Source organism: Pseudomonas mendocina (assembly GCF_003008615.1).
Classification (GTDB): domain Bacteria; phylum Pseudomonadota; class Gammaproteobacteria; order Pseudomonadales; family Pseudomonadaceae; genus Aquipseudomonas; species Aquipseudomonas mendocina_C.
On record NZ_CP027657.1, the window covers coordinates 5,373,679 to 5,391,894 of the forward strand.

General features: G+C 63.7%; 15 protein-coding genes. 9 read left to right on the top strand and 6 right to left on the bottom strand.

Going from position 1 to position 18,216, the window contains the following annotated elements:
* The first annotated feature begins 21 nt into the window (after window positions 1–21).
* Window positions 22–1,140 (top strand): bifunctional 3,4-dihydroxy-2-butanone-4-phosphate synthase/GTP cyclohydrolase II, encoded by a 1,119-nt coding sequence (ribBA, locus tag C7A17_RS24965; protein WP_106741860.1) that lies wholly within the window; start codon window positions 22–24, stop codon window positions 1,138–1,140.
* Here ribBA and C7A17_RS24970 read toward each other — a convergent pair.
* Window positions 1,130–2,770 carry a methyl-accepting chemotaxis protein gene (locus C7A17_RS24970; RefSeq protein ID WP_106741863.1) on the bottom strand — a complete coding sequence of 547 codons (1,641 nt, stop codon included), beginning with the start codon at window positions 2,768–2,770 and terminating at the stop codon, window positions 1,130–1,132. The genes ribBA and C7A17_RS24970 overlap by 11 nt on opposite strands.
* 334 nt (window positions 2,771–3,104) lie before the next feature.
* On the opposite strand from C7A17_RS24970, the gene C7A17_RS24975 reads away from it, so the two are divergent.
* The 5 genes from C7A17_RS24975 (at window position 3,105) to C7A17_RS24995 (ending at window position 7,709) form a co-directional block, all read left to right on the top strand.
* On the top strand, window positions 3,105–4,130 hold the full coding sequence (locus C7A17_RS24975) for an ABC transporter substrate-binding protein (RefSeq protein WP_106741866.1): 1,026 nt from the start codon (window positions 3,105–3,107) through the stop codon (window positions 4,128–4,130).
* Complete coding sequence (locus C7A17_RS24980) at window positions 4,115–5,023, top strand: ABC transporter permease (RefSeq protein ID WP_106741868.1); 909 nt, start codon at window positions 4,115–4,117, stop codon at window positions 5,021–5,023. The genes C7A17_RS24975 and C7A17_RS24980 overlap by 16 nt, the downstream gene beginning before the upstream one ends.
* A gap of 3 nt (window positions 5,024–5,026) precedes the next feature.
* Entirely contained in the window at window positions 5,027–5,836 is an 810-nt protein-coding gene (locus C7A17_RS24985; protein ID WP_106741870.1) for an ABC transporter permease, read from the top strand.
* A 17-nt stretch (window positions 5,837–5,853) separates the two neighbouring features.
* Window positions 5,854–7,002: an ABC transporter ATP-binding protein gene (locus C7A17_RS24990; protein ID WP_106741873.1), complete on the top strand. Its 1,149-nt coding sequence runs from the start codon at window positions 5,854–5,856 to the stop codon at window positions 7,000–7,002.
* A gap of 221 nt (window positions 7,003–7,223) precedes the next feature.
* Window positions 7,224–7,709 (top strand): flavin reductase family protein, encoded by a 486-nt coding sequence (locus C7A17_RS24995; protein WP_106741875.1) that lies wholly within the window; start codon window positions 7,224–7,226, stop codon window positions 7,707–7,709.
* Between the two features lie 94 nt (window positions 7,710–7,803).
* Here the strand turns inward: C7A17_RS24995 and C7A17_RS25000 are convergent, their stop codons facing one another.
* Entirely contained in the window at window positions 7,804–9,750 is a 1,947-nt protein-coding gene (locus tag C7A17_RS25000; protein WP_106741878.1) for a methyl-accepting chemotaxis protein, read from the bottom strand.
* A gap of 195 nt (window positions 9,751–9,945) precedes the next feature.
* Between C7A17_RS25000 and C7A17_RS25005 the strand changes: the two genes are divergently transcribed.
* Window positions 9,946–10,989 (top strand): LLM class flavin-dependent oxidoreductase, encoded by a 1,044-nt coding sequence (locus tag C7A17_RS25005; protein WP_106741881.1) that lies wholly within the window; start codon window positions 9,946–9,948, stop codon window positions 10,987–10,989.
* A gap of 89 nt (window positions 10,990–11,078) precedes the next feature.
* Here the strand turns inward: C7A17_RS25005 and C7A17_RS25010 are convergent, their stop codons facing one another.
* Entirely contained in the window at window positions 11,079–12,053 is a 975-nt protein-coding gene (locus C7A17_RS25010) for a phytanoyl-CoA dioxygenase family protein (protein WP_106741883.1), read from the bottom strand.
* Window positions 12,054–12,184: 131 nt separating this feature from the next.
* Here C7A17_RS25010 and mhpA point away from each other — a divergent pair, with 131 nt between their 5' ends.
* Window positions 12,185–13,774: a bifunctional 3-(3-hydroxy-phenyl)propionate/3-hydroxycinnamic acid hydroxylase MhpA gene (gene mhpA / locus C7A17_RS25015; protein ID WP_106741885.1), complete on the top strand. Its 1,590-nt coding sequence runs from the start codon at window positions 12,185–12,187 to the stop codon at window positions 13,772–13,774.
* 58 nt (window positions 13,775–13,832) lie between these two features.
* Window positions 13,833–14,477 carry a TetR/AcrR family transcriptional regulator gene (locus C7A17_RS25020; protein WP_106741888.1) on the top strand — a complete coding sequence of 215 codons (645 nt, stop codon included), beginning with the start codon at window positions 13,833–13,835 and terminating at the stop codon, window positions 14,475–14,477.
* On the opposite strand, the gene C7A17_RS25025 is transcribed toward C7A17_RS25020, so the two are convergent.
* The 3 genes from C7A17_RS25025 to C7A17_RS25035 are packed head-to-tail and all read right to left on the bottom strand — an operon-like array spanning window position 14,474 to window position 17,995.
* Window positions 14,474–15,706: an NADH:flavin oxidoreductase/NADH oxidase family protein gene (locus C7A17_RS25025; protein ID WP_106741890.1), complete on the bottom strand. Its 1,233-nt coding sequence runs from the start codon at window positions 15,704–15,706 to the stop codon at window positions 14,474–14,476. The two genes, C7A17_RS25020 and C7A17_RS25025, sit on opposite strands and share 4 nt — an antisense overlap.
* Before the next feature lie 4 nt (window positions 15,707–15,710).
* Window positions 15,711–16,913, bottom strand: coding sequence for an amidohydrolase family protein (locus C7A17_RS25030; protein WP_234035855.1), 1,203 nt, complete (start codon window positions 16,911–16,913; stop codon window positions 15,711–15,713).
* 8 nt (window positions 16,914–16,921) lie between these two features.
* On the bottom strand, window positions 16,922–17,995 hold the full coding sequence (locus C7A17_RS25035; protein ID WP_106741893.1) for an amidohydrolase family protein: 1,074 nt from the start codon (window positions 17,993–17,995) through the stop codon (window positions 16,922–16,924).
* Window positions 17,996–18,216 lie beyond the last annotated feature (221 nt).

Consider the following 18,216-nt stretch of genomic DNA (forward strand, 5'->3'; position numbering starts at 1 on the left):
CTACTCCATCAGGTGCCTGCCATGCCGTTCAATTCCATCGAAGAGATCATCGAAGATTACCGCCAGGGCAAGATGGTGCTGCTGGTCGATGACGAAGATCGCGAGAACGAAGGCGACCTGCTGCTGGCCGCCGAACGGTGCACGCCCGCCGCGATCAATTTCATGGCCCGCGAAGCCCGCGGTCTGATCTGCCTGACCCTGACGGAAGAACACTGCCAGCGCCTCGGCCTCGAACAGATGGTGCCTGCCAACGGCAGCGCCTACAGCACGGCGTTCACCATCTCCATCGAAGCGGCGCAAGGCGTGACCACCGGTATCTCGGCGGCCGACCGCTGCCATACGGTGCTCACCGCCGTCGCCCCCGGCGCCGTAGCCGATGACCTGGTGCAACCGGGGCACATCTTCCCCTTGCGCGCCCGTGAAGGTGGCGTGCTGACCCGCGCCGGGCACACCGAGGCGGGTTGTGATCTGGCACGCCTGGCCGGTTTCAGCCCGGCCTCGGTGATCGTAGAGGTGATGAACGATGACGGCAGCATGGCCCGTCGGCCGGAGCTGGAAGCCTTTGCGGCCAAGCATGGCATCAAGATCGGCACCATCGCCGACCTCATCCATTACCGGCTGAGCACCGAACACACGGTCGAGCGCATTGGCGAGCGCGAGCTGCCGACGGTGCATGGCACCTTCCGCCTGGTCACCTTTGAGGATCGCATCGAAGGCGGCGTGCACATGGCCATGGTCATGGGCGATATTCAGCGCGATCAGTCTACTCTGGTACGCGTCCATGTGATCGACCCGCTGCGCGATCTGGTCGGTGCCGAGTACAACGGCCCGCAGAACTGGACGCTGTGGGCGGCCCTGCAGAAAGTCGCCGAAACCGGCCACGGCGTGGTGGTGGTGCTGGCCAACAACGAATCCTCGCAGGCGCTGCTCGAGCGCGTGCCGCAGCTGACGCAACCACGCAAGCAGTTCAGCCGCTCGCAGTCACGCATCTATTCCGAAGTCGGTACCGGTGCCCAGATCCTGCAGGATCTGGGCGTCGGCAAACTGCGCCATCTGGGCCCGCCACTGAAGTACGCGGGCCTGACCGGCTATGACCTGGAGGTCGTGGAAAGCCTCCCCTTCGAGCCGATTACAGCCTGAAGCGTGCCACCATCTGATTGAAGGACACGGCCAGGCGCGACAGGTCCTGACTGGAGGCACTGGTCTGATTGGCACCGGCGGCTGTCTGGGTCGACAGTTCCTGGATGTTCACCAGATTGCGATCCACCTCCCGTGCCACCTGGGCCTGCTCTTCAGCGGCGCTGGCGATCACCAGGTTGCGCTCGTTGATCCCGGCGACGGCCTGAGTGATGCGCTCCAGCGCTTCGCCGGCCTGCTGTGCCAGGCTCTGGGTATTCTGCGCCAGTTCCTGACTCTGCCCCATGGAACGAACGGCCTGCTCGGCCGTGCTCTGCACGGTGCCGATGATCGACTCGATCTCGCCAGTGGACGTCTGCGTACGCGCCGCCAGAGCACGCACTTCGTCGGCTACCACGGCGAAGCCACGGCCCTGCTCACCTGCACGCGCGGCCTCGATGGCCGCGTTGAGCGCCAGCAGGTTGGTCTGCTCGGCGATACCACGAATCACGTCGACCACGTTGCCGATGTTGCGCACCTGCTCGGCCAGGGTCTGCACGGTCGAGCTGGAAGCACCCAGCTCACGCACCATGCCATTGACGGCCTGCGCCGCTTCGCGGGCGCGATCACGCCCACCCTCGGCCTCCTGATTGGCACCGCGCGAAGCTTCGGAAGTGGAGACGGCGTTGCGCGCCACCTCTTCAACGGCCACTGTCATCTCGTTGACCGCTGTGGCAGCCTGCTGGATCTCGTCGTTCTGCCGTACCAGACCGCGGGTGCTCTCATCGGTCACCGCACTCAGTTCCTCGGCAGCCGAGGCCAGCTGGTCGGCCGCCCCGGCAATCTCCTGCAGGGTACGACGCAGGCTGCCCTGCATGCTGCCCAGGGCACGCAGCAGCTGACCCGCTTCGTCCTGGCGAGCGCTGTCGATCTGCACGGTCAGGTCACCCTCGGCCACACGCTGCGCGCTGACCACCGCAGCGGCGATGGGCGCGGCGACATTGCGGGTGATCAGCAAGCCCAGGCCGAGGGCCAGCACGAAGGCAATGATCACACCAGCGTAAAGCATCATGTTGGCCGAGCTTTCCAGTGCCTTGGCGGCCTGTGCCCCTTCCGATGCCTGCCGGTTGTTGGAGTCGATGATGATCGCCAGATTCTCGCTCAGCGCAGTGAACTGCTGACGCAGATCACCATTGATGAGCCCGCTGGCTTCGTTGGTCTGCCCTTGATCCAGCAGTTGCAGAACGCGGGCCACCGTCGCGTTGTAGGTGGGCCAGTCGCGCTCCATCTTGTCGCCGGCAACACGCTCGTCATCCGCCAGAAGCGTGGCGCGATAGTCGGCAAAATCCTTGGCCGCTTCCTGGCCGCTTACTCGCAGGCTGTCGATGACCTGATCACGAGCAGACTGCGGCTCCTGGGCTACCGTCAGACTGAGCAGGCGATAGAGATCGCGCTGCTGCGCCACGAGCGACGAGTTGACGTTGTTGACCTTGGCCACGGATACCAAATTGTTGGAGAACACCAGCTGCAGTGCGTTCGATAGCTGGCCGATGCCATTGCTACCCAAGGCGCCGATGATCAACGTGATCAAGGCAGAAAGAACGAAAGCAGAAATCAGTTTGGTCGCCAGTTTGGCGTTGTCGAGCCAGCTCATTATGAGCTCCTAGGCAGAAAGGTCGGGAAAGGACGCGCGAGCGAATGCTCACGTATATAAATCGGCCTGAAAACCAATAACTTAAGGGCTTCCGAGGACTGTTATTGCGCACGGTGCATGGCGTGATCAAGCGGAAGGCCGCTTGCATATTTTTTGGAATACCATAATATGATATTCCATAGGCCGATAACCTGGCAGACGTACCCGCACAACGCCAAGAAAGCCCCTGCCACGGCCAGACTTAACACACCCCGAGATGGGGTCACTGCTCCCTGAAGGCGGGCGTGAACAATCGCCCGCTTGCGTAAAAACACAACAAACGAGGGCAAGCAAGATGGTGTTCAAGAAGACGTTAACCACGGTCATCGGCGCCACGATCATGGGCCTGGCCGCCACGGCCGCCACGGCCAGCGATAGCCTCAGCTTCGTCAGTTGGGGCGGTACCACTCAAGACGCGCAGAAGAGCGCCTGGGCCGAACCCTTCACCCAGGAAACCGGGATCAAGGTGCTGCAGGACGGCCCCACCGACTACGGCAAGCTCAAGGCCATGGTCGACAGCGGCAACGTGCAGTGGGACGTGGTCGACGTCGAGGCCGACTTCGCCCTGCGCGCCGCACGCGAAGGTCTGCTCGAACCCCTCGACTTCAGCGTGATCCAGCGCGACCGCATAGACCCGCGCTTCGTCTCCGACCACGGCGTCGGCTCCTTCTTCTTCTCCTTCGTGCTCGGTTACAACGCACATCGCCTGGGTGACAAGCAGCCGCAGGATTGGTCAGCGCTGTTCGACACCGCCACCTACCCCGGCAAGCGCGCCCTGTACAAGTGGCCGAGCCCCGGCGTACTGGAACTGGCCTTGCTGGCCGATGGCGTAACGCCCGACAAGCTCTACCCGCTCGACCTCGACCGCGCCTTCAAGAAGCTCGACAGCATCAAGAAGGACATTGTCTGGTGGGGTGGCGGCGCCCAGTCGCAGCAACTGCTCGCCTCCGGCGAAGTCAGCCTGGGTCAGTTCTGGAACGGCCGCATCCACGCACTGGAACAGGAAGGCGCCTCGGTGGGCGTGAGCTGGAAACAGAACCTGGTTATGGCCGATTTCCTGGTCATTCCCAAGGGCGCCAAGAACAAGGATGCGGCCATGAAGTTCCTGGCCGCCGCCAGTGGCGCCGCCGGCCAGGCCGAATTCGCCAACCTGACTGCCTACGCGCCGGTCAACCTCGACTCGGTCAGCCAGCTGGAGCCTGAGCTGGCCCCCAGCCTACCGACTGCCCATGCATCCGAGCAGGTGACCCTGGACTTCGCCTACTGGGCCGAGCACGGGAACGAGATCGCCGCGCGTTGGAACGAGTGGCTGGTCAAATGAAAGCAGCCGCCGTGCCGTTGACCTCGTCATCCGCCGGCGGCGCAAGCCGCCCGGCTCGCTTGCTGCGCTGGCGTGGGTTCACGCCCCTGGTTCCAGCCCTGCTGTTCCTGATGCTGTGCTTCATCGCCCCGCTGGTCGGGTTGCTGCTGCGCGGCGTGCTGGAGCCCGAGCCAGGGTTGGCCAACTATGAAGCGTTGTTCGCCAACTCGGCCTATTCGCGGGTGTTGCTCAACACCTTCACGGTCGCCGGCCTGGTTACCCTGATCAGCGTGCTGCTGGGCTTTCCGCTGGCCTGGGTGATCACCCTGGTGCCACGCGGCTGGGGCCGCTGGCTGCTGAGCATCGTTCTGCTGTCGATGTGGACCAGCCTGCTGGCGCGCACCTATGCCTGGCTGGTGCTGCTGCAGGGCTCGGGAGTGATCAATTCGATCCTGATGTGGCTCGGGCTGACCGATCAACCGCTGGAGATGGTGCACAACCTGACCGGCGTGGTGATCGGCATGAGCTACATCATGATTCCGTTCATCGTGCTGCCGCTGCAGGCCACCATGAGCGCCATCGACCCGATGGTGCTGCAGGCTGGCTCGATCTGCGGCGCCAGCCCGTGGACCAACTTCTTCCGGGTGTTCCTGCCACTGTGCCGACCGGGCCTGTTCTCCGGCGGGCTGATGGTCTTCGTGATGTCGCTGGGTTACTACGTCACCCCGGCACTGCTCGGCGGTGCACAGAACATGATGCTGCCGGAATTCATCATCCAGCAGGTGCAGTCCTTCCTCAACTGGGGCCTGGCCAGCGCCGCCGCCGCGTTGCTGATCGCCATCACCCTGCTGCTGTTCTACGCCTACCTGAAGCTGCAACCGGAATCCCCGGTCGCCTCCAGTACCGCGAGGTAAGCCATGCTGCTTTCACCGAATGCCATGGGGCCACGCCTGCGGGCGGGCCTGTTCCTGACGACAGGTGCGATCGCCGCATTCCTGCTGCTGCCCATCGTCTTCATCGTGCTGTTGTCGTTCGGCTCCTCGCAGTGGCTGGTATTCCCGCCACCGGGCTGGACGCTGAAATGGTACGAACAGTTCTTCTCCAACCCCGACTGGATGCAGGCCGCCTACACCAGCCTCAAGGTCGCCCTGCTGACCACCGTCTGCGCGCTGGCCCTGGGCCTGCCCTGCGCCTTCGCCCTGGTGCGCGGCAAGTTCCCGGGCCGTGAGCTGCTGTACGCGCTGTTCACCCTGCCGATGATAGTGCCGCTGGTGATCATCGCCGTGGCCGTCTACGCGCTGTTCCTCAAGCTTGGCTACACCGGCACGCTGCTGGCCTTCGTGATCAGCCACGTGATCGTCGCCCTGCCCTTCACCATCATCTCGATCATCAACTCGCTGAAGCTGTTCGACCAGTCCATCGAGGATGCCGCTGTGATCTGTGGCGCCTCGCGCCTGCAGGCGATCGTCAAGGTGACCTTCCCGGCGATCCGCCCCGGCATGATGGCCGGCGCGCTGTTCGCCTTCCTGGTGTCCTGGGACGAAGTGGTACTGAGCGTGATGATGGCCAGCCCCAGCCTGCAGACCTTGCCAGTGAAGATGTGGACGACCCTGCGCCAGGATCTGACCCCGGTGATCGCCGTCGCGTCGACGCTGCTGATCGGCCTTTCCCTATTGATCATGATCGTTGCCGCCGTCATCCGTCGGCGCAGCGAAATCCGCGCCTGACCGACGAGGTAAGCGAGATGAGTGCCGTACTCCAAGAAAAATACAACCAGAAGCCGCTGGTCAGCCTGCGCGACCTGAACAAGCACTACGGCGACTTCGCCGCCGTCGACAACATCAACCTGGACATTCAGGAAGGTGAGTTCCTCACCTTCCTAGGTTCCAGCGGCTCGGGCAAGAGCACCACGCTGTCGATGCTCGCCGGTTTCGAAACGCCCAGTTCCGGGGAGATCCTGGTGGATGGCAAATCGCTGATCAACGTGCCGCCGCACAAACGCGGCATCGGCATGGTGTTCCAGCGCTATTCGCTGTTCCCGCACCTGAACGTGCGCGACAACATCGCCTTCCCCCTGGGCATCCGCAAGCTCGGCGCCGACGAGCAGAAGCGCAAGGTCGACGCCATGCTCAAGCTGGTGCAGCTCGAAGCCTTTGCCCATCGCCGCCCGGCACAGCTCTCCGGCGGCCAGCAGCAACGCGTGGCCATCGCCCGCGCCCTGGTCTACGAGCCGCGCATCCTGCTGATGGACGAGCCGCTCGGCGCCCTCGACAAGAAACTGCGCGAAGACCTGCAGGACGAACTGCGCCACCTGCACCGTCGCCTGGGCATCACCATCGTCTACGTCACCCACGACCAGGAAGAGGCCATGCGCCTGTCGCAGCGTATCGCCATCTTCAGCCACGGCAGGATCGTCGGCCTGGGCAGCGGCTACGACCTCTACCAGAACCCACCGAATGCCTTCGTCGCTTCCTTCCTCGGTAACTCCAACTTCCTCCGGGCCAAGGTGCAGGGCGCCGCAGCGGTGACGTTCGAGAACCAGCCGCTGGCCATTCGCCCCACCGCCAACCTGCACACGGGCCAGGACGTGGTGCTGATGGTGCGCCCGGAGAAAGCCATGCTGCTGACTCAGCAGGAGGCCGAACAGACGCCGCTGCCGGCCGGCTGCAACGAGATCGCTGCACGGGTCGAGGAAATCGTCTTTCTCGGCGATAGCCTGACCTGCAGCGTGATCACCGCAGGCGGCTGCCGCATGACGCTCAAGGCACTGTCCGGCGCCAGCGCTTCGCCCCAACCGGGCAGCACGGTACGGGTACGCTGGCAGGCGGCGGAAAGCTGCGTCTACAGCGAGTGGAACGAGAGCGACCTGCTCAAGGGCGCCGGAAGCCATTGACGGACACAAAGGGCCTCCGTCGGCGGCATCCCCCGATGCCGCCGACAACCCGGCAAGCCGAAGCAACGCCCTGCCGCTCACGACCAGCAAGGCGATGCTCAAACCCTGGCCCTGCGCTGACGACGAAGCCGACCATCGAGTGAAACCAGGGCTTGTCCGCCGTCTTATTTGGCATACCACAATACCGAAATCCACAAACCACCCTGTACAGGCCCTTCGCAATGATCGACGCAGATACCTACAAGAAAGTCATGGGTTCCTTTCCCTCCGGCGTGACCGTGATCACCACGCTGGACGATGACGGCCAGATCGTCGGCCTGACCGCCAGCGCCTTCAGCTCCCTGTCGTTGGAGCCTGCTCTGGTGCTGTTCTGTCCCAACTACAGCTCCGACTCCTACCCCACCCTGATCCGCAACAAGCGCTTCGCCATCCACCTGCTCTCCGCCGAGCAGAAGGACGAAGCCTATGCCTTCGCCAAAAAGGGCAAGGACAAGGCACAAGGTATCGAGTGGTCGTTGAGCGAGCTGGGCAACCCGATCCTGGCGAACGCCACCGCCGTCATCGAATGCGAGCTGTGGCGCGAGTACGAAGGCGGTGACCACGCCATCCTGGTAGGTGAAGTAAAGAACCTGATCGTCGCCGAACAGAGCCTGGCGCCAATGATCTACTGCCGCGGCAAGATGGGCGCCCTGCCCGCTCTGGCCTGAAGTCAGCGGCCCTCGCACGCCGGGTCACCTCATCACGCAAACGGGGGAGTGGATGACATCCACTCCCCCGTTTGCTTTCGGCCTGCGTTCGCACTCAGGTCTTGAAGCGCCTGACCAACTGGTTCAGCTCATCGGATAGCTCAGTCAAGGTTCGCGCATCATGGCTGGTGGATTCGGCCAGTTCGGCGACCTGCTGCGAGTCGCTGTGGATCTGGCTGATATGGCGGTTGATGTCCTCCGCGACCTGGTGCTGTTCCTCGGCTGCCGTGGCGATCTGCGTGTTCATGTCGCGGATGTTGTCCACCGCCTCGCGGATGCGCTCGAAACTGGAGCGCGCCTCACCAATCGAATTCACCGTCTGACGCGACACGTCGAGGCTGGCGTGCATCTGCCGAGCGGTGTCCTGCGTGCGTCGCGCCAGGTTGCCGAGCAGGCCGTCGATCTCCCCCGTGGCATCGGCGGTGCGCTTGGCCAGCGCACGCACCTCGTCAGCCACCACGGCAAAACCACGGCCCTGCTCACCGGCTCGCGCCGCCTCGATGGCAGCATTCAACGCCAGCAGGTTGGTCTGCTCGGCAATCGCGCGGATGGTGCCGAGGATCGACTGGATCGAATCACTGTCCTGCTGCAGTTGCTGCATCGACTGCACCGACAGTTGCATCTCTTCGCTCAGGCGCGTCACGCTGCTGGCCGAGGCTTCGATCTGCTGCTGCCCGTCGTGTGCCTGGCGCTGCCCTGCATCCGCCGACCCGGCGGCCTCGGAACAGGCGCGGGCCACCTCGTTGGCGGTCATGACCATTTCGTGGAAGGCGGTGGACACCATGTCCACCGCTTCGCGCTGGCGCGCTGCCACATCCGCCAGCTCCTGCGCCACCTCGTTGGAACTGCTGGAGCTGCTGTGGATGCGCCCGGCCGCCTGGCCGATGCTGAGGATCATGTCGCGGATCGACGCCAGAAACCGGTTGAACCAGCCGGCCAGTTGCGCCGTCTCGTCACGGCCACGTACGACCAGGCTGTTGGTCAGGTCGCCCTCACCCTGGGCGATGCCTTCCAGGCCGCTGGCCACAGCGCTGATCGGCCGCACGATCATGCTGGCGAACACAGCACCGAGCACAGCGAAGGCCAGCGCCACCAGCGCCGCGATGGACACGATGAGCCAGGTCATGTGGGTCGCACCGGCCATCACCTCGCTCTTCTTGACCAGCCCGATGAACTGCCAACCCAACGTTTCCGAGGAATAGACATTGGCCATGAACGGCTGGCCATCGATGGCCAGCTCGACCAACCCGTCACGGGTTGCGGCCAGCTCAGCATAAGCGCTGCCGAGATCCTTGAGCGCCTTGAAGTTATGCTCCGGCTGGCTCGGGTCGACCAGCACCGTGCCATTGCGCTCCATCAGCATCAGGTAGCCACTCTCACCCAGCTTGATCTGCCGCACGATGTCGGTGAGCTGACGCAGCGAAACATCGATGTTGACCACCCCACCCTGCTGGCCGAGGCGGTTGGCCAGGCTACGCACGGTACTCACCAGCACCACGTCGTCAGCCGCCCAGTAATAGGCCTCGGTACGCAGCGTCTTGTTCGGCTCGGCCATCGCCCGCTGGTACCAGGGACGCGTGCGCGGATCGTAATTGCTCAGGCTCGGATCTCCCGGCCAGAACACATAGCCGCCTTCGCTCGTCCCCAGCGAGACGTAGGCATAGGCCGGATGACTGGCCGCCAGCCCGGCGAACAGCTCGAACAATGCACGATCCTGCTCGCCCTCGGGCTGAGCAGCCATCTCGGCGGTGGTGAAACGCTTGAGGTTCGCATCCGTCGCAGCAATCTGCGGATGTGCGGCCAGGTAATCGACGTTCTGACTGATACCGTCGAAGAACAGGCGCATGGCGTTCTCCACCTGGCGGATTTCGCTTCCACTGCTGTCGATGAAATCCTCCCTGGCCGAGTCACGCAGGTTCAGCACCACCAGAACCGCGACCAGAATGACGGGAAGGCTGGCGATGACCGCGAAGGTCATGACCAGTTTGTGCTTGATACTCATGGACGGCCCTTGTTGTTTTGACAATAGTCGAATGGCAGGTCTTGCAGACATTCCATATTATGGTATACCAATATATAGCGATCCGCGCCGCCTTGCATAGCGCCGAACCCGATAGCGGAATCTCCCCAGCAGAAGCGCAGTGAACGCTTCGCCGTAGCAGGTCGAAAACGACCCAACAGACTTGAGGACATCAGCATGAAATTCTCTTTGTTCGTTCATATGGAGCGTTACGACGAGCAGGTCGGCCATCGCCAGCTTTTCGACGAGTTGACCGAGCTCACGCTCATGGCCGAGAACGGCGGCTTCTCCACCGTGTGGATCGGTGAACACCACGCCATGGAATACACCATCTCCCCCAGCCCCATTCCGCTGCTGGCCTACCTGGCCGCCCGCACCCACACCATCCGTCTGGGCGCCGGCACCATCATCGCGCCGTTCTGGCACCCCATCCGCGTGGCCGGTGAATGCGCCCTGCTCGACGTGATCAGCAACGGTCGCATGGAAGTCGGCCTGGCCCGTGGCGCCTACCAGTACGAATTCGACCGCATGATGAACGGCATGCCTGCCACTGACGGCGGCAAGTACCTGCGCGAGATGGTGCCGGTGGTCAAAGCCCTGTGGCAGGGCGATATCGCTCATGAAGGCGAGATCTGGAAATTCCCCACCTCGACTTCCTCGCCGCGTCCGCTGCAGCAACCGACCCCGCCGATGTGGATCGCCGCACGCGACCCCGACTCGCACAACTTCGCCGTCGCCAACGGTTGCAACGTCATGGTCACACCGCTGATGAAAGGCGACGAAGAAGTCGTGGATCTTAAGAACAAGTTCGAAGCGGCCTTGGCCAACAATCCGGACGTGCCACGCCCGCAGCTGATGGTGCTGCGCCACACCCACGTGCACACGGTGGACGATCCGGAAGGCTGGAAGGTCGGGGCCGCAGCCATCTCGCGCTTCTATCGCACCTTCGACGCCTGGTTCGGCAACAAGCAGACACCGGTCAACGGCCTGCTGCCGCCGAGCCCGGAAGAGAAATTCAAGGAGCGCCCGGAGTTCGAACTGGAGAACATCCGCAAGAACACCATGATCGGCACCCCGGAAGAAATCATCGCGCGCATCCGTCACTACCAGGAACTGGGCGTCGACGAGTTCAGCTTCTGGGCCGACAACAGCCTACCCTACGCCGAGAAGAAGAAGTCGCTGGAGCTGTTCATCCAGCACGTGGTGCCGGCGTTCCGCTGATCGCCTTCCCACCGTAGTCACGACGCCCGCCAGGATTCCCCCTGACGGGCGTCGCGCATTCATGGCAGCGCTTCAGGTCGCTACCAGGGTCAGGTCTCGGACTTCGTCCACGTCTGCTTGAGCGAAGCTGTCTTGCCGGGCTTGAGCACCAGCCTTGCAGCCGCCACGGCGTTGCTCAGCGAAGAACGCAGCAGTTTGCTCGTGCTGGGTCGCTCCGGCCTGGCTCGGGCAGCACGTTCCTGCGCATCCATCTCGGGCAGGATGCGCGGGAACGCGGCCCCCTGCAGCGCACCGCCCGGTACCGACGAGTGCTCGAAGTGAATCGGCATGCGCCTGGCCGAAGGCGCGTAGATCACATCGTCCCCCACCCAGCGCAAGGCCAGGGCGCGACGACGGCGCGTGCGTGACTGATTGCCGTAGGAGCCATGCAGGGTCAGCGGGTGGAACATCAGGATATCGCCTGGCTCCATGTCCCAGTCGAGCAACTCATAGCGCTCGGGATGAGCGTTGATATCGGGGATGTCATCCATCTGCTCGTCGATGATAGCCGCCACATAGTCCGGCGAGATGGCCTTGAAACGCTGCGGCCACTTGTGCGAACCCTTCACGTACAGCAGCCCGCTGTTCTCGCGGTTGACCGGGTCGCAGGGAATCCAGAACGAGCAGATCTGCTCGCCGCGAATAGGCCAGAAGCTCAGATCCTGATGCCAGGGCGTCGGTGCATCGGTTCCGGGCTCCTTGACGAACATCTGGTCATAGAAGAAACGCACCTGCTGCGAACCCATCAACTGCTGGGCCCAGCGCGCGAAAGGCCCGTAGTAGATCAGGTCACGCAGGGCATCGATGCGCTTCCACAGAAAGATATCCATCTGGTAGCCCTCGACCTTGCGCGACATGAAGCGCCCCACCAGCGAAGCATCGCCTCTCGCTGTCTCGATACCACTCTCCACCAGGGCCATCCAGTTGGGATCGATGGCGCCCCTGAGCATGACGACACCGTCCTCTCGGTAGCGCTGGATTTCCTCGGCGGTCAGGACGCGAGTGGGATATGCAGGGAAAGACATGGGTGGACTCCTTCGGCACGGCGTGCGCGTTTCTTGTTGTAGGTATTTTTTAACTCATGAATCAATATTGAGCAATTTTTCATTTTTGAATAATCTGCCATTAAATCCATGAGCCATCACAAGGGCCCGCCATGCACAACAACAATAAATCGCTGCCTGACACCACCGACGTACTGATCATCGGCACCGGCCCGGTGGGTGCCACGCTGGCCGCCCTGCTCGGCCGCTACGGCGTCCAGACCCTGGTCGTCGACAGGATCCACGACATCCTGCTGATGCCACGCGCCATCGCGCTGGACAACGAGGCACTGAGAATCCTCCAACTGGCCGGTCTGGCCGAAGATGCCTTCGACAGGATCGTGATCCCCGAGGTGCGCATGCACTGCCCCATGGTCGGCCAGTTCGGCCGCGCCAATACCAGTGGCAGCCTGGACGGTCATCCCAAGCTGGTGACCTTCTACCAGCCGGATCTGGAGCGCTCGATGCGCGCGCAATTCCAGCGCTTCGACAACGTCACCAGCCTTGGCGGCCTGGAGTTGATGGACATTCACCAGGACAGCGACGGCGTCACGGCCATGCTGCGCACAGAGGACGGGGATCTGCATCAGGTACGTGCGCGCTATCTGGTGGGTGCCGATGGTGCCAGCTCGAAGGTGCGCAGCCTGATCGGTCAGGACTTTGAGGGTCAGAGCTATACCGAGGACTGGCTGATCGTCGATGCCTGCCAACGCGAAGGCAAGGCTATCGACCATGTGGAGTTCCTCTGCGACCACCGTCGACCGACGCCGCACATGCCGGCGCCGGGCGGCCGCGAACGCTGGGAGTTCATGCTGCGCGCAGGCGAGACGCGCGAGCAGATGGAGCATGCCGACAAGATCGGCACGCTTCTCGAACGCTGGATCGCACCCAGCGACTTGCACATCGAGCGCAAGGCCGTGTACCGCTTCCACGCACGCTGCTGCAAACGCTTCCAGCAAGGCCGGGTATTTCTCATCGGCGACGCCGCCCACATCACCCCGCCATTCGTCGGCCAAGGCCTGGTCGCCGGCCTGCGCGATGCCGCCAACCTGGCCTGGAAACTGAGCTGGGTGCTGCAAGGCCGGGCGAGCCCGGACATTCTCGACAGCTATGACGAGGAGCGCCGCCCGCATGCCCAGCAGATGATCGACCTGGCCAAATTCATGGGTCGCCTGATCATGCCGAGGAACGCCCTGCTTGCCGCGCTCGGTCATGGCCTGATGCGCCTCGTCAGCCTGATCCCGCCAGCCCGTCGTCACTTCGAGGAACTGGAGATCAAGCCGAAGAACGTTTTCCGCCATGGTCTGTTCGTGAGCAGAACCCGACGCTGCGGCGTGCTGCGCGGTGGCTTGCTGCCACAGGGGCTGGTGCGTACCAGCGACGGACGCATCCTGCCCAGTGACGACGTGCTGGGTGACAGCCTGACCCTGATCGGCCTGGGCGTCGATCCTGGCGTGGGCCTACCCGCCGATCTCAAGCGCCGCTGGGAGCAGGCAGGTGGCCGCTACCTGCAAGTCGGCCTGCATGGCCAGCGCAGCAAAGGCCCCGGCCCATTCGTCGAAGACCTCGGACAGAGCCTGATGGGGGCTGCCGCGATGGGCTCGCTGCTGGTGGTTCGCCCGGATCGGATCCTCATGCATGGCGGCCACGCCGCTCAGGCCGCAAGCCTGATCGACGACTGCCTGCGCCTGCTGGGAAAGTGAATGGCCCCAGCCCCTCTGCGTCCCTTATCATCGGCCATCCATTCTGCGGAACCCGAGCATGAGTCGAGCCGATACACCCAGTAGCGCGCCTGCCCAGCCCCTCACTCGCGGCTACAAGAAGCGCGAGCGCACACGCCGCGGCCTGATCGATGCAGCATTGCGCCTGTTCGCCCGCAAGGAGGTGGGCGAAGTGGCGCTGCTCGACGTGGCCACGGAAGCAGAGGTGGCCAGCGGTACCATCTACAACTACTTCCGCTCCCGCGAGGAAGTGGTGGAAGCCGTCGGCCTGAGCCTGGCCGACGAGTTCTCCGAAGTCATCGCCTCGCGCAGCGCCGGCATTCACAGCGGCGCACAGCGTCTGGCCGTAGGCATTCGCCTGTTCATCCTGCGTGCGCTCGCCGACCCGCAATGGGCCAGCGCAGTGATCCGCGTGGTGCACTTCGACCAGGCCATGCGCTCGAAAATCGCTGGTTATGTGCTGGCTGACCTGCGCGCCGGTGCCGAGGAAGGCGCCCTCAGCTATGAAGACGAAGGCATCGCCCTCGACCTAGTGGTGTCCTGCACACTGGGCGCGATGCGCAGTGCGGTCGAGGGGCGTAGCGCAGCGGAACACGATGCGCGGCTCGCGGAAATGATCCTCAAGGCCCTGGGCGCCACACCGGCCAGAGCACGCAAGCTGGCTCGCCAGGCCCTGCCGGACTAACGCGTGCTCGCCAGCCAGCGCCGGTAGCGGCGCGCCTGACGCCGGAGCGTCAGCTGACTTCCGAGCAACGCCAGCAAGGGAGATACCCTCGGGTTGGTCGGACGCCCCTTGCCCAGCAGTACCAGCTGTTTCTTGACCACGGCCTGGGTCGCCCCGGCGGCAAGCGCCTTGTTCTTCCAGTTCACCACCACAGGCTGCACGACGGCATCCTCGCCTTGGCGCCAGCGTGTCGGTAACTGTGGCTCCATGGCCAGCGCAGTGGCCATGCCGACCATCGCCACACGCCCCTGCAAGGCCTGCTCGGCGACTGCCTTGCGGCGCACGCCGCCGGTGACCATGATCGGCATGCGCGCTACCGCGCCGATGCGCTCGGCGAATTCGAGAAAGTAGGCTTCGCGCGCCAGGGTACTGCCGTCGCGTGTCTGCCCCTGCATCGCCGGGCTCTCGTAGCTGCCACCGGAAAGCTCGATCAGATCCACCGCCAGCGGGTTGAGCATCTGCACCACGGCAGTTGCCTCCTCGCTATCGAAGCCGCCCCTCTGGAAATCGGCCGAATTGAGCTTCACCGCCACACAGAACTGCGCAGTGACCTGCGCCCGTACGGCAGCCACGGTACGCAGCAGGATGCGCGCACGATTCTCCAGGCTGCCGCCCCATTGATCATCGCGGCGATTGCTCAGTGGCGAAAGAAACTGGCTGAACAGGTAACCGTGCGCCGCATGGATCTGAACGCCGGTGAAGCCGGCACGTTCGGCCAGCACGGCGGTGCGGACGTAGCGCTCGATCAGTGCCTCGATCTCCCTTTCGGACAGGGCGCGGGGCTGGGCGAACAGTCGCTCCAGACCGGGGATCTTCACCGGCACCGCCGACGGCCCGAGTGCCGGCTGACCAAGGACAGCCATTAACTGCCGGCCGGGATGATTGATCTGCAGCCAGGCCTGCGCGCCCTCGCTGCGGCATGCCTGCGCCCAGTCGTGAAACCGTGGCAAATGCCTGTCACTTTCCAGCACCACGCCTCCCGGCCCGGTCAGCGCATGACGATCGACCATCACGTTGCCGGTGATGATCAGGCCCGCACCGCCCTGCGCCCAGCTGCGGTAGAGCTGGATCAGTGCCGGGCTCGGCGCATGGTCGACGTCGGCCAGGTTCTCCTCCATTGCGGCCTTGGCGATACGGTTGGGGATGACCTGGCCGTTGGGCAGGTGCAACGGCTCGAACAAGCGGCTCATAGCTTCAATCCTTAAGACGCTGAGCCAGTGCGGCCAGCGGTTGGGTAGCCGTCCGCCCCAGTCGGTGCAGGGTGGACTCGGATGCATGACGGGGCGCGGCGACGACCGCCTCGCCAGCCTTGGCAAAACGCGGGAACAGGCTCAGCCCATGGCCACGTGCGATACCGGCAAGCTGTGTGGCCGACCATGGGGAAGCACTGCCCAGCTCTGCTAGCTGCTGCTCGACCAACGCGGGCGGAGCAATTGGGAAGCCACTGCCGAACAACACCTGACGCGGCTCGACCAGTTCGTGCAGAACCGCCTGGGTCGGGGCCGACGGCGCCAATGCGGTATCGAAATAGAAGCGCTGCAGATAGCTCATCACCCCCTGAGGCACGCGCTCCTGAAACTCGGGGATGGCATTGGCCAGCGACACCCGCCAGGCCGCATAGGGCAGGAAGCCGCCGGCATTGGCGAGAATCCAGCGGATACCCGGATAACGCTCCATCGTCCCCGAAAGCATCAGGTTCACGGCGGCACGGGTCGTGTCGCAGACCAGTTCCAGTACGAAGCCTGGCGCCTCCACGGCCAGCGTCTGGCTGCTCGGATGCAGGTTGGGCTGGACGAACACGGTCGCTTCGCGTCGATCCAGCTCGGCCATCAGCTCGTCCAGGCGTGGATCGCCGAGAAAAACGCCTGAACTGCTGGCCAGCAGCATCACGCCATCGGCCTTGAGCACATCCAGCGCGTGAATCGCCTCGGTACACGCCTCAGCTGTGGACGGCAATGGCAGCGTGGCGAACGTACCGAAGCGATTCGCCTGGCGCTGCACCAACTCGGCCGCGTACTCGTTGCAGCGCCGCGCCAGTTCGGCGCGGGCAGCGGGCTCAGCGAAGTCGACCGCCGGCGCCGGCAGGGACATCAGCGCCGCCTGGATGCCCTGGGCATCGAGCAGGGCCAGCGAATGCTCCGGCGTCCACGGCGGCAACGTCTGCCCGGCAACCCCGCCGAACCCTGCGCGCTGCAGCGCCTCGACATAAAAAGGCGGCAGCAGGTGATGGTGTACATCGACGCGCCACGACGCCGAATGCGGCTCGACGCTCACAGGCGCCTCTTCGCTTTCAGGCGCGCCGGACTGTGAAGCGGAACCCAGGCCGGGCAGGTTTTCCGCCAGTAGCGAGGCACCGACGAGCGCGCCGGCGCCAACCATGAAATGACGACGTTTCATACTCGGCCTCAGCGACTGCGTACGCGTTCGACGAAGGCACCGACCGGGCGGGCCAGGTTTCGCTTCAAACGGTTGGTGAACGATTCACCGCTGTAGATCGGCGCAGGCTGTACCACCTCGCCCTCCTGGCGATAGCGCGGGAACAGGCTCAGGGCATGCCCACGGTGAATACCGTACAACTGCTCCGCAGACCACAGCGGGTTCTCCTCCAGCGTCTGGCATTGCAGGGTGGTCAGCGGAGCTGGGGCGAAGGGGAAGTCGCTGCCGAAGAGGATATGCGACGGTTCGACCAGCGCCTTGAGCGCCGCCATCGAGTAGCGCGAGGGCGACAGCGCGGTGTCGAAGTAGAAACGCTTGAGGTAGTGCATCACCCCCTGTGGCGCCTTGTCCTGAAACTGCGGCAGCGCATTGGCCAGCGATACGCGCCAGGCCACGTACGGCAGGAAACCACCGCCATGGGCGAGGATCCAGCGAATGCGCGGATAACGCTCGAGCGTGCCGGTGAGGATCAGATTGACCGCAGCCCGCGTCGTGTCGCAGAGAAACTCGATGAGAAAGCCCGGCGCCTGCATGCCCAACTGCTCGCTGGTCTGATGCAGGTTGGGGTGAACGAATACCACTGCCTCGCGGCGATCCAGCTCGGCCATCAGCTCGTCGAAACGCGGGTCGCCGAGAAAGACCCCATCGCTACTGCCGAACATCACCAGGCCATCGGCCTTGAGCACATCCAGCGCGTGGATCGCTTCGGCGCAGCTGGCTTCGGTGAACGGCAGTGGCAACAGGGCAAAGCTGCCGAAGCGCTCAGGATGCCGGCTGCACAGTTCGGCGGCGTACTCATTGCAGGCGCGCGCCAGGCTACTGGCCTGCGCCACCCCGCCACCGAGGTGGGCACCCGGCGTGGTCAGGGAGGTAATCGCACGCTGGATGCCGTTGACATCCATGACCTGCAGGGACTTTTCCGGCGACCAGTTGGGCAACGGCGCCCCCGCATGCAGTTGCAGGCCGTGACGGTGGATGGCCTCGGCATAGACCGGCGGGATGATGTGGTGGTGAACGTCGATACGGCCTTGCTGGATGCTCATTGTTGTTATGCCTAGGGATCAGTGACAGGACATCTCACAACAATAATGAACACCAGTGTTCAATTAAATCAATATAAAAAATCGGATAAATACCCTAAGCACGCTGAAAAGAACTCAAACCACCGGAATTAATCAGCTTTAACACCTGCAACCCAGCTCTCCGGCTATCAGACAGAGAAATATCCTGTTGACGAGAAATGAACACGAGTGTTCAATAAAGT

Coding starts and splice junctions, on each gene's coding strand:
- C7A17_RS25000 (WP_106741878.1), bottom strand. CDS start 9,750: ATGAGTATCAAGCACAAACTGGTCATGACCTTCGCGGTCATCGCCAGC.
- mhpA (WP_106741885.1), top strand. CDS start 12,185: ATGCACAACAACAATAAATCGCTGCCTGACACCACCGACGTACTGATC.
- C7A17_RS24995 (WP_106741875.1), top strand. CDS start 7,224: ATGATCGACGCAGATACCTACAAGAAAGTCATGGGTTCCTTTCCCTCC.
- C7A17_RS24990 (WP_106741873.1), top strand. CDS start 5,854: ATGAGTGCCGTACTCCAAGAAAAATACAACCAGAAGCCGCTGGTCAGC.
- C7A17_RS25010 (WP_106741883.1), bottom strand. CDS start 12,053: ATGTCTTTCCCTGCATATCCCACTCGCGTCCTGACCGCCGAGGAAATC.
- C7A17_RS25005 (WP_106741881.1), top strand. CDS start 9,946: ATGAAATTCTCTTTGTTCGTTCATATGGAGCGTTACGACGAGCAGGTC.
- C7A17_RS24970 (WP_106741863.1), bottom strand. CDS start 2,770: ATGAGCTGGCTCGACAACGCCAAACTGGCGACCAAACTGATTTCTGCT.
- ribBA (WP_106741860.1), top strand. CDS start 22: ATGCCGTTCAATTCCATCGAAGAGATCATCGAAGATTACCGCCAGGGC.
- C7A17_RS25035 (WP_106741893.1), bottom strand. CDS start 17,995: ATGAGCATCCAGCAAGGCCGTATCGACGTTCACCACCACATCATCCCG.
- C7A17_RS24985 (WP_106741870.1), top strand. CDS start 5,027: ATGCTGCTTTCACCGAATGCCATGGGGCCACGCCTGCGGGCGGGCCTG.
- C7A17_RS25025 (WP_106741890.1), bottom strand. CDS start 15,706: ATGAGCCGCTTGTTCGAGCCGTTGCACCTGCCCAACGGCCAGGTCATC.
- C7A17_RS24975 (WP_106741866.1), top strand. CDS start 3,105: ATGGTGTTCAAGAAGACGTTAACCACGGTCATCGGCGCCACGATCATG.
- C7A17_RS25030 (WP_234035855.1), bottom strand. CDS start 16,913: ATGAAACGTCGTCATTTCATGGTTGGCGCCGGCGCGCTCGTCGGTGCC.
- C7A17_RS25020 (WP_106741888.1), top strand. CDS start 13,833: ATGAGTCGAGCCGATACACCCAGTAGCGCGCCTGCCCAGCCCCTCACT.